Genomic DNA, 12,196 nt, shown 5'->3' on the forward strand with positions numbered 1-12,196 from the left:
AAGTCTTGATGAGAATGAGTTATAATAATGGGGAATTGAGAGAATGACTAGAAAAGGACGGTAATGATATGTCACTTATGTTTTATTCATATCCTTCATGCAGTACGTGTCGCAAAGCGAAAAAGTGGTTGGAGGAAAACCATTTTGAGTTTAAGGAAATACATATTGTAAATAATACTCCAACGAGTAATGAAATAAAGCAGATGCACGAAAATAGTAGCCTTGAATTAAAGAAATTCTTTAATACAAGTGGTAAAAAGTATCGTGAACTTGGCTTAAAAGATAAGCTACCTACCGCAACAGAAGAAGAGCTATATGAATTACTTGCTTCGGATGGCATGCTGATTAAGCGTCCAATTGTCACCGACGGGGAAAAAGTGACAGTAGGTTTTAAAGAATCGGAATTTGAGGGAACATGGATTAGTTAAAAATATTCCAATCTGAAAATGCTTTTCTTGATTTAGTGAAATTCTTTATGTACATTAACAATAGAAGATATTATGGAGGGGTTTTTAGGATGAGTTTACCAAAAGAACTTCGTTATTCTGACGAACATGAGTGGGTCAAAGAAGAAGGAGAGAAAGTACGTATTGGTATTACTGACTTTGCACAATCAGAGCTTGGAGATATCGTATTTGTTGAGCTTCCTGAAGTAGGCGATGAAGTAACTGCTGATGAACCATTTGGAAGTGTAGAGTCTGTAAAAACTGTATCTGAATTATACGCACCAATAACTGGTAAGGTAGTAGAGGTAAACGAAGACCTAGAAGACAATCCAGAGTATGTGAATGAATCCCCTTTCGAAAAAGCATGGATGATCGTAGTAGAACCTTCTGATCGCAGTGAGTTTGATGGTCTCATGACGGCTGAACAATATGCTGACATGACAAACGAAGACTAATAATAGATTCGCACCTTGGCAATTGCTGAGGTGCATTTTTTCAATTCTTCAAGCTGGTTGCCAAGCCTCAGGTGCTAAAAAACTAGCAAACTTAAGGAATCTTCCTGTGATAAGTCAACATTAGCTCGCCCTTGAACGAGCACCTTCCGCTTTTTTTTATGTCTGACTTCAGTTACCAAAAATGATAATCGGAGTTGAAGGAATGGATACAGCACCGAATAAAGTAATAATTGTTGAAGGTTTATCCGATAAAAAAAGAGTCGCTAGGATAATCAATGAGCCTATCGATATCATTTGCACTAATGGAACGATTAGTTTAACTAAACTGGACGAGCTAGTTGAGGAGCTGGAAGACAGAGATGTATATATTTTAGTGGATGCTGATATATCTGGAGATAAGCTTAGAAAACAATTAAAACGAGAGTTTCCAATGGCCTATCATCTTTATATTGATCGTACGTATAGAGAAGTAGCTACTACACCCTACCAGCATTTGGCAACAATGCTATTAAGGGCAAACATAGATGTAGACGTAAAATACCTGTAAAAGAGGATGGATTAGCTTATTATGAAAGAATGGTCTAAAGAAGATATAAATGAAGTTTTGAAAAAGGAAGGGGTAACTGTTCTATATTTTTACACTCCGCTTTGTGGTACCTGTCAAGTTGCTGGGAAAATGATTAGTATTGTAGAACATCTGGTAGATGAAATCCCATTTGGAAAAGCAGACTTAAATTATTTTCCAAAGCTTGCTGAGTATTTTTCTATTGAAAGTGTGCCTTGCCTATTAATTATAAAGGATGGGCAAGTGTATGAAAAAGTTTATGCATTTAAATCGGTGCCTGATTTACTAACCTTAATCCAGAAATATATAAATGACTAAAGCCAATCTTCTGGTATTTTGTCGAAAAGACGAAAAAAATGTCATTGACGATTAGAATTATGCATGGTAAAATCACATGTATAGAACAGCTGATTACAAATTTAATAACGTTTTGCTCTTATCGAGAGAGGTGGAGGGAATGTGCCCTGCGAAGCCCGGCAACCGTCACGGATGTGAAATGGTGCCAATTCACACGAAGCTTAATCGCTTTGATAGATGAGAGGAAGGTTTGTTTATTTATATGCCTTTCTGCTCATTTGCGCAGAGGGCATTTTTATATAAAGAAAAAGCAGACTATTCTTAGATATTTTAACGTATGTAAAATACAGACAATTACAATTACGGAGGAGCTTTTCAATATGAGTACATATCATGAGAATGCAGTAGATGCGGATATTGCAGTTATTGGCTTAGGTTCTATGGGAAGTTTTGCATTCTGGCAACTTGCAAGCATGGGGAAAAGTGTAATAGGTTTTGATCGTTTTAGACCTGGACATGATAATGGTGCAGGACATGGGGAAACGAGAATTTTTCGTACCGCATATGGTGAGGGTGTAGCATATGTTCCTCTACTACAAGCAGCTAGAGAACTTTGGCGGAAATTAGAAGCGGAAACTAGTGTTGAATTATACGTAGAAACCGGTGGGACGATGTTCGGGCCAAAGGATGATAATTTTATCACTACCGTTCAAGAGAGTGTCCAGCAGTACCAACTTCCTCATAAAGTATATGAAGGACCCGAGGCTAAGAAGGAATATCCGCAAATAAATTTTCAAGATAATCAAGTTGCTGTATTTGAAGAGCTGGCCGGTTTTGTAAAGCCCGAGTTGGCAATTGAAACAGCTGTTAAACGTGGCGAGGATTTGGGAGGTACTGTTTATACTAACAGTCCGGTAACTAGAATTGAGCCAGATGATGATGGTGTCTCTATTATGTGTGGTGACAAACAATTTAGAGTGAAAAAGGTAATTGTTGCTTCTGGTGGTTGGACTTCAAAACTACTTCCACAGTTAAACTTACCAGTTTCGCTAGAACGGCAAGTATTGGTTTGGTACAAAGCTAGAAATCCCGAATTATTCACTCCAGATAAGTTTCCAATTTTCTCAAGAGTGAGTAAAGGCAGAGGTTTCTATGGCTTCCCATCATTGGATGGGGAAACGGTAAAGGTTGCTTTTCATCATGGTGGGGTAACGGCCGATCATCCTGATCATATAGATCGTGAGATACATGAATCTGATTTGCTAGCACTTACTGAAAAAGTAAAAAAATATTTGCCGAATTTAATACCAGAACCTGTAAAAGCCAAGACTTGCTTTTATACAAATACGCCAGATGAACATTTTGTTCTTGGGCCAGCACCTGGTTTACAACATGTAACGCTACTTGGTCCAATGGCAGGGCATGGATTCAAGTTTGCGCCGATTATGGGGGAAATTGCAGCAGAGCTTGCAACTGATAAAACTCCTTCATTAGATATTAAGATGTTTGATCCGAATCGATTTCAATAAATGATTTAAAAAAATAGATATCAGCTAAAGAAAAATCAAATGGGGGATTTAACGATGAAAAGTAAAAAATATGTGAGTAAAACATTTGCATTGATTTTATTAGGATTAATATTAGTACTAGCAGCTTGTGGATCAAAGGACAAGGCGAATAGTGATGTAGTGAAAGTTGGCGTAGGTTCAGCAGAAATACCAACATGGAATCTTGTGAAAGAACTTGCGGAAGAAAAAGGAATTAACATTGAAATTGTAAAGTTTGATGATTATGTTCAACCAAATATTGCATTAGATGCAGGGGAAATTGATATTAATGCGTTTCAAACAGTGGTATATTTTGATAGCTTTAAAGAAGACAGAAAGCTTGATTTAGCAGCGATTGGAACTACTTCTATTTGGCCAATGGGTGCGTACTCAAAAGAAATTGATGATATAAGTGAATTAAAAGATGGCGACCAAGTTATTATACCAAAGGACCCAACTAACTTGGGAAGAGCGCTGCTACTGTTGCAAAAAGCGGAAGTAATTACATTGAAAGAAGGATTTGACGGTACAGGTGGGGTAGAGAATATCGTAGACAATCCTAAAAATCTTGAAATCACTCCTGTAGATGCTGGACAAGCAGCACGTGGTCTTGATGATGCTCCTGTTGCTGTAATTAATTCTGATATGGCAATTAAAGCAGGTTTAAATCCTACTAATGGGTCTATTTTTAGAGAAGACTCAAGTAATAAGGCTTATGTTAATATTATTGCAGCACAAACAAAACGTAAAGATGATGAGACACTAAAAGAAATCGTAGAAATTTATCATACAGATAAAGTGAAAGAATTTATTGAAGAAGAATTTAAAGGGGCAGCAGTTCCGGTGAGAGAACCGATTTCTTATTTAGAAGATTACAAACAAAACTAAGCCAAGATCCTTTACTACTTTAGCCTGTTTTCTTAAGTAAAACAGGCTAATAATGTTTGTATTTGCTAATTCATAAATGTGTAAGGAGATAAATACATGCTTTTATTAGATGATGTACATAAGGTATACGGAAAAAACAAAGAGAAGAAAGTAGAAGCATTAAAAGGTATCAATCTTTCGGTGGATAAAGGTGAGATATTTGGTGTCGTCGGCTTTAGTGGGGCGGGGAAAAGTACATTAATTAGATGTGTCAATTTATTGGAACGTCCAACTTCCGGAAAGGTAATAATCAATGGTGTAGACTTATTGTCTCTTCCGCCAAATAAATTGAGAGAACAAAGAAAGAAAATAGGCATGATTTTTCAGCAATATAATTTATTGCATTCGAAAACAATCTTTCAAAATGTAGCGATGCCGCTAATATTAGAAGGGAAATCTAAAAAGTATATACAAGAAAAAGTAGAGGAGTTATTGTCCTTTGTCGGTTTAGAAGATCGGATGTCTCATTATCCTGAACAACTTTCGGGCGGTCAAAAGCAAAGAGTAGGTATCGCTAGAGCATTAGCGACAGATCCAGATATCCTTTTATGTGATGAAGCGACTTCGGCACTTGACCCAAGTACAACGGAGGCGGTTTTAGATTTATTACGTAAGGTAAGAGCTGAATTCAATGTGACCATTCTAATGATTACACATGAAATGAATGTAATTAGGGATATATGTGATAAAGTCGCCGTGATTGAAGGCGGTAAAATTGTAGAACAAGGGACAGTCATTGATGTTTTTACTGAACCGAAAACAGAAATCGCCAGAAGTTTTGTACGTACGATTTTAAATGACGAGACTCCTAATTCTATTAAAAAGTTGATTATTGAAAATGAACAAAGTGATTCTGGTAAAGCATATCGGATTATTTTTAAAGGAAGCTCAACGAGTACCCCGCTTTTATCCGATACTGCCAAAAACTTTTCTGTTGATCTAAACGTTTTTCATGGAATGCTTACAGAATTACAAGGAATCCCTTTTGGAAATTTGATTGTTAATATCAAGGGAGAAAAAGAAGAAATTAATCGAGCTGTTCAATATATGATAAATCATGATGCAATTGTAAAGGAGCTGACTCAAGATGAAATTTGAACCTTGGTTCTGGCCCGAGTTCTTTACGGCAATAAACGAAACATTCTATATGGTATTTGTTGGCCTAATTATATCTGTCATTATTGGATTGCCGATCGGTGTGATACTAGTTATCACGAGAGAAGGCGGACTTCTAGAAAATAAAATTGTATTTAATATTTTAAGCGTAATTATTAATATATTTCGCTCTGTGCCTTTTATTATCCTTATCGTTGCTATTATCCCGTTTACTCGATTCGTTGTTGGGACGTCGATTGGAACGACAGCCGCGATAGTTCCCCTTGTCTTATATACCGCCTTCTATATAGCACGTTTAATTGAGAATTCCCTTCTTGAAGTAGATAATGGAACAATTGAATTAGCACAAGCGATGGGTGCTACACCTTGGCAAACGATTTGGAGATTTTTACTACCAGAAGCGCTAAGTTCTATTGTACTCGCCTTAACAATCGCTACAATTGGATTAATTGGTGCTTCAGCAATGGCTGGTGCAGTTGGTGGTGGTGGAATTGGCGATTTAGCCATTACATATGGTTATAACCAATTTAAGACTGAGATCATGGTTGTTACGGTTATTACACTGATTATTATGGTTCAATTAGTTCAATCAATTGGTAATATGATCGCCAAAAAGATTAGAAGAAGCTAATGTAGTGGGAAGTTAAGGGCAGTTGCTCGGAACTTTGACTGTAGACAGTTCAAACGCGTAAAAAGCGGGCTGTCTACAGTCTTTTTATTTTTCATTGGACAGAGTAAGCTCCTCCAACCCGATAAGATATGAAATTACATATTCACCTTTTGCATTCAATCTGAAATTCTAAGCGCTAGCTCGAAACTTTTTGGTGACATTAGAATTATAGTATTATATTTAAGATGTAGTTCTTAAGATACAAATTCCAAAATAGTTGATTTTGCATGTAAATGTTAACCAACGCATACTGGACGCTATTTACGAGCGTTTTTCCATCATTTTTTTATTTATAAAAATGTTTTCGTAGTATATAATAGGGAATGTAGAAATTATTGCTTCAAAAATGGTGACGTTAACGTCTCCAAAAATGAAAGGATTGGTTTTTTATTAATACCCTGCAGTTGCAATATACAAGTGGAATGGAAAAAGCTATGCAAGGAGCGCATGGGCTAGGTTATGAAACTTATAAGCAAAAGCACGGATTGAGAATGAAAGTCGAACAAAAACGAGAGCAGGAACATCAAGAATGCCAACGGCTCGTATCTGACATTGAAAGAAAAATCCATTCATGATAATTAATTAATATAGGGATGAACAGCAAAAGGCCGGAGTAATAAGCTCTAGGCCTTTTGCTCTTTTTAAAGAATATTGTCTAGGATTGTCCCTCATTCATTTCATTCCTAGTTGATAATAATTTTAATATGGTATAAGATAATAGTGAGAATAAATTGAGAATGAACTCATCAAAATAAGAAAATCACTTTCTATATACGGAGGTATGATCATGGCTTCAACATTAACTATCAAAGATCTACATGTAGAGATCGAAGGAAAAGAGATATTAAAAGGTGTGAACCTTGAAATAAAAGGTGGAGAAATTCACGCAGTAATGGGACCAAACGGAACAGGTAAATCTACTTTATCTGCTGCAATTATGGGGCATCCCAAATATGAAGTAACCCAAGGTACGATCACTTTAGACGGTGAAGACGTATTGGAAATGGATGTAGACGAACGTGCTCGCGCAGGCCTATTCCTTGCTATGCAATATCCGAGCGAAATTACGGGTGTAACAAATGCTGAGTTCTTACGCTCATCAATCAATGCTCGCCGTGAAGAAGGACAAGAAATTTCCCTAATGAAATTTATCCGCGAAATGGATAGTAAAATGGAATTACTCGAAATGGATCCGGACATGGCACAGCGTTATTTAAATGAAGGATTCTCGGGTGGAGAAAAGAAACGTAATGAAATTCTACAGCTATTAATGCTAGAGCCTAAAATTGCAATTCTAGACGAAATAGACTCTGGTCTTGATATTGACGCATTGAAAGTTGTTTCTAAAGGGATTAATGAAATGCGTTCAAACGATTTTGGTTGCTTGATTATTACTCACTACCAACGCCTACTCAATTACATCACTCCTGACCATGTACATGTCATGATGCAAGGACGTGTTGTTAAATCCGGCGGACCGGAATTGGCACAACGTCTAGAAGCTGAAGGATATGATTGGATTAAAACAGAACTTGGCATTGAAGACGAAACAGTCGGCCAAGAAGCATAAGAGTTAGGAGGATGGAAATGACAATTGATACGAAAATGACAATAGATCAGGAGTACGTCCGCTCTTTTTCATCAGAAAAAAGCGAACCTAGCTGGCTTACAGAGCTTAGAGTACAAGCTCTAGCTAAAATGGATGGGCTATCCATGCCCAAACCAGATAAAACTAGAATTACAAAGTGGAATTTTACAGAGTTCACCAAACATCAAGCTCAAGGCTCTGTGTTCCAATCACTTAAAGACTTACCAGAAGCGGCAAAAGCGGCTGTTAATATAGAAGAAGAAAATCAAAATCTGTTCATTCAACATAATCAAACTACTGCATATTTGTCATTATCTGATGAATTAAAGCAGCAAGGTGTGATTTTTACAGATATCATTACGGCATCTAAAGAGCATAGTGAATTAGTTCAAAAATACTTTATGACTGATGCTGTAAAAGTAGACGAACATAAACTAACTGCTTATCATGCGGCTTTGATTAATGGCGGTGTCTTTTTATACGTGCCTAAAAATGTAGAAGTGAAGAAACCCATTCAAGCAGTTTACATTTTAGACGATAAAGAAGCAGCAACGTTTAATCATGTGATTGTTGTAGCTGATGATAATAGTTCTGTTACATTTGTAGAAAACTATATTTCTACAGAAGACGAAGTAAGTGGCATTGTTAATATTGTGTCTGAAGTGATTGCTAAGAATAACGCAAAAATCACTTATGGAGCGGTTGATACACTTGCAAAAGGATCGACTGTATATGTGAATCGCCGAGGAATCACTGGCCGCGATGCTCGTATTGACTGGGCATTAGGTATGATGAATGACGGGGATACGATTTCTGAAAATGTTACAAACCTTATCGGAGACGGTTCAGATAGTGATGCTAAAACAGTCGTTGTTGGGAGAGGCAAGCAAACGCAAAACTTCACAACAAGCATTGTTCACTTCGGTAAAAACACGGAAGGTTTTATACTTAAGCATGGTGTAATGAAAGATCAAGCTTCTTCCATTTTTAATGGAATTGGTAAGATTGAAAAAGGAGCCTCTGGGGCAAATGCAGAGCAAGAGTCAAGAGTGTTAATGCTTAGTGAAAAAGCTCGTGGGGATGCAAACCCAATTCTCCTTATTGACGAGGATGATGTAATGGCAGGTCACGCTGCATCTGTTGGACGTGTAGATCCACTACAACTTTACTATCTAATGAGTCGTGGAATTACACAAGCAGAGGCAGAACGCCTAGTTATTCATGGTTTCCTTGCGCCTGTTGTAGAAAAATTACCTATCGAAGCAGTTAAACGTCAGTTAGTGGATATTATCGAAAGGAAAGTTCGATAATGAATGTGACCGAGGTCCGCAAAATGTTTCCTATTCTTGACCAAGAAGTAAATGGGCATCCGCTCGTTTATTTGGACAGTGCTGCGACCTCACAAAAGCCTGTGCAGGTAATCGAAGCAATCGATGCATATTACAGGGAGTACAACTCCAATGTGCATCGAGGTGTCCATACACTTGGTACAAGGGCCACTGATAAGTATGAAGGAGCACGTGAAAAGGTCCGGAAGTTTATTAATGCAACTTCAGTACAAGAAGTGATCTTCACACGTGGAACGACAACAGCTTTAAACACTGTTGCTGCTAGTTACGGTCGTGCAAATCTTCGTGAAGGCGATGAAATTGTTATTTCCTACATGGAGCATCATAGTAATATTATTCCTTGGCAGCAAATAGCTAGGCAAACAGGTGCTTTGCTAAAATATGTACCTCTACAAGCTGATGGCACAATCTCATTGGAAGATGCTCGTGAAACAATTACCTCTAAAACGAAAATTGTTTCGATCATGCAAGTTTCGAATGTACTTGGGGTTATCAATCCAATAAAAGAAATAGCAGCTATCGCTCATGAACATGGAGCGATCATGGTTGTAGATGGCGCTCAAAGTGCCCCGCATATGAAAATTGATGTACGTGAGCTTGATTGTGATTTCTTCGCCTTCTCTGCCCATAAAATGTGCGGACCTACAGGAATTGGCGTCCTATATGGAAAGAAAGAGCTTCTTGAAAATATGGAACCAATTGAGTTTGGTGGAGAAATGATCGATTTTGTTGGCTTGCAAGAATCGACATGGAAAGAGCTTCCTTGGAAATTTGAAGCTGGTACACCGATCATTGCAGGTGCGATTGGACTTGGGGCAGCTATAGATTTTATAAGTGAAATTGGTCCCGAGCATATTTTAGAATATGAACATAAGCTTACTGCCTATGCCATGGAGAAGATGTCCTCTATTGAAGGCTTGACTATTTATGGTCCACAATCAGCAGATCAGCGTGCTGGCGTCGTTACATTTAACCTTGAAGAGGTCCATCCTCACGATCTGGCGACTGTGCTTGATGCTGAAGGGATTGCTGTGCGCGCTGGTCACCATTGTGCACAACCGCTCATGAAATGGTTGGATGTTTCTGCAACAGCAAGGGCAAGCTTTTATTTATATAATACGGAACAAGACATTGACAGGCTTGTAGATGGGCTTGTTAAAACAAAGGAGTATTTCACGAATGTCTTTTAATAACCTAGATAACCTCTACCGACAAGTGATTATGGATCATTATAAAAACCCGCGCAACAAAGGCAGCTTAGAAGACGGCAGCTTGATAGTCGATATGAATAACCCGACATGTGGAGACCGGATCCATCTGACGATGAAGGTCGAGGATGGAAAGGTAACGGATGCAAAATTTGATGGTGAAGGTTGTTCTATATCCATGGCTTCTGCATCGATGATGACACAAACAATCATTGGTCAAGATATGGATAAAGCCTTAAAACTATCACATGTTTTTTCCGATATGATTCAAGGTAAAGACTTTGAAGACGAAGACATGGATCTCGGAGATATTGAAGCACTCCAAGGTGTTTCAAAATTTCCAGCTCGCATAAAATGTGCAACACTTGCATGGAAAGCGATGGAAAAGGGTTTGAATGAACAACAATAATTGAATGGGGGAATGACATATGGCTAAAAAAGCACCTGAAATCGGGGATTACAAATATGGTTTTAGTGATAAAGACGTTTCTGTATTCCGTTCAGAGCGTGGATTGACTCGCGAAATTGTCGAGGAAATTTCGAAAATGAAGGAAGAGCCACAGTGGATGCTTGACTTCCGTTTAAAATCACTAGAACAATTTTATAAAATGCCAATGCCACAATGGGGCGGAGATTTAAAATCGCTCAATTTTGACGAAATTAGATACTATGTAAAGCCATCTGAGCAAACAGAAAGAAGCTGGGATGAAGTACCTGAAGAAATCAAGCAAACATTTGATAAATTAGGAATCCCGGAAGCAGAACAAAAATACCTTGCTGGTGTTTCTGCGCAATATGAATCAGAAGTTGTGTATCATAACATGAAAGAGGATCTTGAAGACTTAGGGATCGTCTTTAAGGACACGGATTCAGCGCTTAAGGAAAACGAAGATATTTTCCGCGAGCACTGGGCGACCGTGATCCCTCCTTCTGATAATAAATTCTCAGCACTGAACTCTGCAGTTTGGTCTGGGGGGTCGTTCATCTATGTACCACCTGGTGTGAAAGTAGATACTCCACTACAGGCATATTTCCGAATTAACTCGGAAAATATGGGGCAGTTTGAACGTACGCTAATCATCGTTGATGAAGGAGCATCTGTTCACTATGTTGAAGGTTGTACTGCACCAGTATATACAACGAACTCACTCCATAGTGCTGTCGTTGAAATCATCATCAAAAAGGATGCATATTGCCGCTATACAACGATCCAAAACTGGGCAAACAACGTATACAACTTAGTAACAAAACGTGCAGTTTGTGAAGAACGTGCAACGATGGAATGGATTGATGGTAACATCGGTTCTAAATTAACAATGAAATATCCTGCTGTTTTGCTAAAAGGTGAAGGAGCAAGAGGGATGACATTGTCGATTGCCCTAGCTGGTAAAGGCCAAGTCCAAGACGCTGGAGCAAAAATGATGCACCTAGCACCAAATACGTCATCGACAATCGTTTCAAAATCGATGTCACAGCATGGCGGAAAAGTTACGTATCGTGGTATTGTTCACTTTGGTCGTAAAGCCGATGGTGCTCGCTCAAATATTGAGTGTGATACGATGATTCTAGATGATAAATCAACATCAGATACAATACCGTATAATGAAATATTGAACGACAATATTTCACTGGAACATGAAGCGAAAGTCTCTAAAGTATCTGAAGAGCAACTCTTCTACCTAATGAGCCGTGGAATTCCTGAGTTAGAAGCAGTTGAAATGATCGTTATGGGCTTCATTGAGCCATTTACAAAAGAACTTCCAATGGAATATGCCGTTGAAATGAACCGTCTTATTAAATTCGAAATGGAAGGTTCCATCGGTTAAATACCACTTCTAAACCCGTCCGGCAAACTTGCCAGACGGGTTTTTGTTTTGAGAAAAAACGTTATTGCTTCGCCATCGCCATTTAGGGTATTAGAAGAAGTAGTAAAAGTGAATAGATACGCTTATGGACTATGTTAATAAATAGATTATAATAACGATATAGACTGTAAAGCCAAAATTTAATTATTCATATAAAATTGTA

At 38.0% G+C, this 12,196-nt stretch carries 14 protein-coding genes and 1 riboswitch; all 14 genes read left to right on the forward strand.

Going from position 1 to position 12,196, the window contains the following annotated elements; translation table 11 throughout:
- Nucleotides 1-68 precede the first annotated feature (68 nt).
- The 14 genes from BLE01S_RS11960 to sufB all read left to right on the forward strand — a co-directional run bounded on the left by BLE01S_RS11960 (nt 69) and on the right by sufB (nt 11,994).
- Entirely contained in the window at nt 69-428 is a 360-nt protein-coding gene (locus BLE01S_RS11960; protein WP_066142073.1) for an arsenate reductase family protein, read from the forward strand.
- A gap of 89 nt (nt 429-517) precedes the next feature.
- Nucleotides 518-901 carry a glycine cleavage system protein GcvH gene (gene gcvH, locus BLE01S_RS11965; protein ID WP_066142076.1) on the forward strand — a complete coding sequence of 128 codons (384 nt, stop codon included), beginning with the start codon at nt 518-520 and terminating at the stop codon, nt 899-901.
- Between the two features lie 202 nt (nt 902-1,103).
- On the forward strand, nt 1,104-1,448 hold the full coding sequence (locus BLE01S_RS11970; protein WP_066142079.1) for a toprim domain-containing protein: 345 nt from the start codon (nt 1,104-1,106) through the stop codon (nt 1,446-1,448).
- Nucleotides 1,449-1,469: 21 nt separating this feature from the next.
- Complete coding sequence (locus BLE01S_RS11975; protein ID WP_066142082.1) at nt 1,470-1,784, forward strand: thioredoxin family protein; 315 nt, start codon at nt 1,470-1,472, stop codon at nt 1,782-1,784.
- A 115-nt stretch (nt 1,785-1,899) separates the two neighbouring features.
- Nucleotides 1,900-2,007, forward strand: a riboswitch (SAM riboswitch).
- Nucleotides 2,008-2,143: 136 nt separating this feature from the next.
- Nucleotides 2,144-3,292 (forward strand): N-methyl-L-tryptophan oxidase, encoded by a 1,149-nt coding sequence (gene solA / locus BLE01S_RS11980; protein ID WP_066142087.1) that lies wholly within the window; start codon nt 2,144-2,146, stop codon nt 3,290-3,292.
- 54 nt (nt 3,293-3,346) lie between these two features.
- A complete protein-coding gene (locus BLE01S_RS11985; RefSeq protein WP_066142091.1) occupies nt 3,347-4,198 on the forward strand; it encodes a MetQ/NlpA family ABC transporter substrate-binding protein in 852 nt (283 codons plus the stop codon).
- Between the two features lie 96 nt (nt 4,199-4,294).
- Nucleotides 4,295-5,335: a methionine ABC transporter ATP-binding protein gene (locus BLE01S_RS11990; protein WP_066142094.1), complete on the forward strand. Its 1,041-nt coding sequence runs from the start codon at nt 4,295-4,297 to the stop codon at nt 5,333-5,335.
- Complete coding sequence (locus BLE01S_RS11995) at nt 5,325-5,984, forward strand: methionine ABC transporter permease (RefSeq protein WP_066142097.1); 660 nt, start codon at nt 5,325-5,327, stop codon at nt 5,982-5,984. Before BLE01S_RS11990 ends, BLE01S_RS11995 begins: the two co-directional genes overlap by 11 nt.
- Before the next feature lie 473 nt (nt 5,985-6,457).
- Complete coding sequence (locus BLE01S_RS21535) at nt 6,458-6,598, forward strand: YuzK family famiily protein (RefSeq protein WP_501161675.1); 141 nt, start codon at nt 6,458-6,460, stop codon at nt 6,596-6,598.
- 209 nt (nt 6,599-6,807) lie between these two features.
- Nucleotides 6,808-7,593 (forward strand): Fe-S cluster assembly ATPase SufC, encoded by a 786-nt coding sequence (gene sufC / locus BLE01S_RS12000; protein WP_111703678.1) that lies wholly within the window; start codon nt 6,808-6,810, stop codon nt 7,591-7,593.
- A gap of 17 nt (nt 7,594-7,610) precedes the next feature.
- Nucleotides 7,611-8,921, forward strand: coding sequence for a Fe-S cluster assembly protein SufD (gene sufD / locus BLE01S_RS12005; protein ID WP_066142101.1), 1,311 nt, complete (start codon nt 7,611-7,613; stop codon nt 8,919-8,921).
- The gene (locus BLE01S_RS12010) at nt 8,921-10,150 is read left to right on the forward strand and encodes a cysteine desulfurase (protein WP_066142104.1); all 1,230 of its coding nucleotides are present in this window, start codon (nt 8,921-8,923) and stop codon (nt 10,148-10,150) included. The genes sufD and BLE01S_RS12010 overlap by 1 nt, the downstream gene beginning before the upstream one ends.
- Complete coding sequence (gene sufU / locus BLE01S_RS12015) at nt 10,140-10,577, forward strand: Fe-S cluster assembly sulfur transfer protein SufU (RefSeq protein WP_066142108.1); 438 nt, start codon at nt 10,140-10,142, stop codon at nt 10,575-10,577. The genes BLE01S_RS12010 and sufU overlap by 11 nt, the downstream gene beginning before the upstream one ends.
- 19 nt (nt 10,578-10,596) lie before the next feature.
- Entirely contained in the window at nt 10,597-11,994 is a 1,398-nt protein-coding gene (gene sufB / locus BLE01S_RS12020) for a Fe-S cluster assembly protein SufB (protein WP_066142110.1), read from the forward strand.
- Nucleotides 11,995-12,196: the final 202 nt, after the last annotated feature.

This window comes from Lederbergia lenta NBRC 16444 (assembly GCF_001591545.1).
GTDB classification, from domain to species: domain Bacteria; phylum Bacillota; class Bacilli; order Bacillales; family Bacillaceae_C; genus Lederbergia; species Lederbergia lenta.

Bases quoted from the DNA above. Each gene is read 5' to 3' on its own strand.
- BLE01S_RS11960 (WP_066142073.1), top strand. From the start codon at position 69: ATGTCACTTATGTTTTATTCATATCCTTCATGCAGTACGTGTCGCAAA.
- gcvH (WP_066142076.1), top strand. From the start codon at position 518: ATGAGTTTACCAAAAGAACTTCGTTATTCTGACGAACATGAGTGGGTC.
- BLE01S_RS11970 (WP_066142079.1), top strand. From the start codon at position 1,104: ATGGATACAGCACCGAATAAAGTAATAATTGTTGAAGGTTTATCCGAT.
- BLE01S_RS11975 (WP_066142082.1), top strand. From the start codon at position 1,470: ATGAAAGAATGGTCTAAAGAAGATATAAATGAAGTTTTGAAAAAGGAA.
- solA (WP_066142087.1), top strand. From the start codon at position 2,144: ATGAGTACATATCATGAGAATGCAGTAGATGCGGATATTGCAGTTATT.
- BLE01S_RS11985 (WP_066142091.1), top strand. From the start codon at position 3,347: ATGAAAAGTAAAAAATATGTGAGTAAAACATTTGCATTGATTTTATTA.
- BLE01S_RS11990 (WP_066142094.1), top strand. From the start codon at position 4,295: ATGCTTTTATTAGATGATGTACATAAGGTATACGGAAAAAACAAAGAG.
- BLE01S_RS11995 (WP_066142097.1), top strand. From the start codon at position 5,325: ATGAAATTTGAACCTTGGTTCTGGCCCGAGTTCTTTACGGCAATAAAC.
- BLE01S_RS21535 (WP_501161675.1), top strand. From the start codon at position 6,458: ATGCAAGGAGCGCATGGGCTAGGTTATGAAACTTATAAGCAAAAGCAC.
- sufD (WP_066142101.1), top strand. From the start codon at position 7,611: ATGACAATTGATACGAAAATGACAATAGATCAGGAGTACGTCCGCTCT.
- BLE01S_RS12010 (WP_066142104.1), top strand. From the start codon at position 8,921: ATGAATGTGACCGAGGTCCGCAAAATGTTTCCTATTCTTGACCAAGAA.
- sufU (WP_066142108.1), top strand. From the start codon at position 10,140: ATGTCTTTTAATAACCTAGATAACCTCTACCGACAAGTGATTATGGAT.
- sufB (WP_066142110.1), top strand. From the start codon at position 10,597: ATGGCTAAAAAAGCACCTGAAATCGGGGATTACAAATATGGTTTTAGT.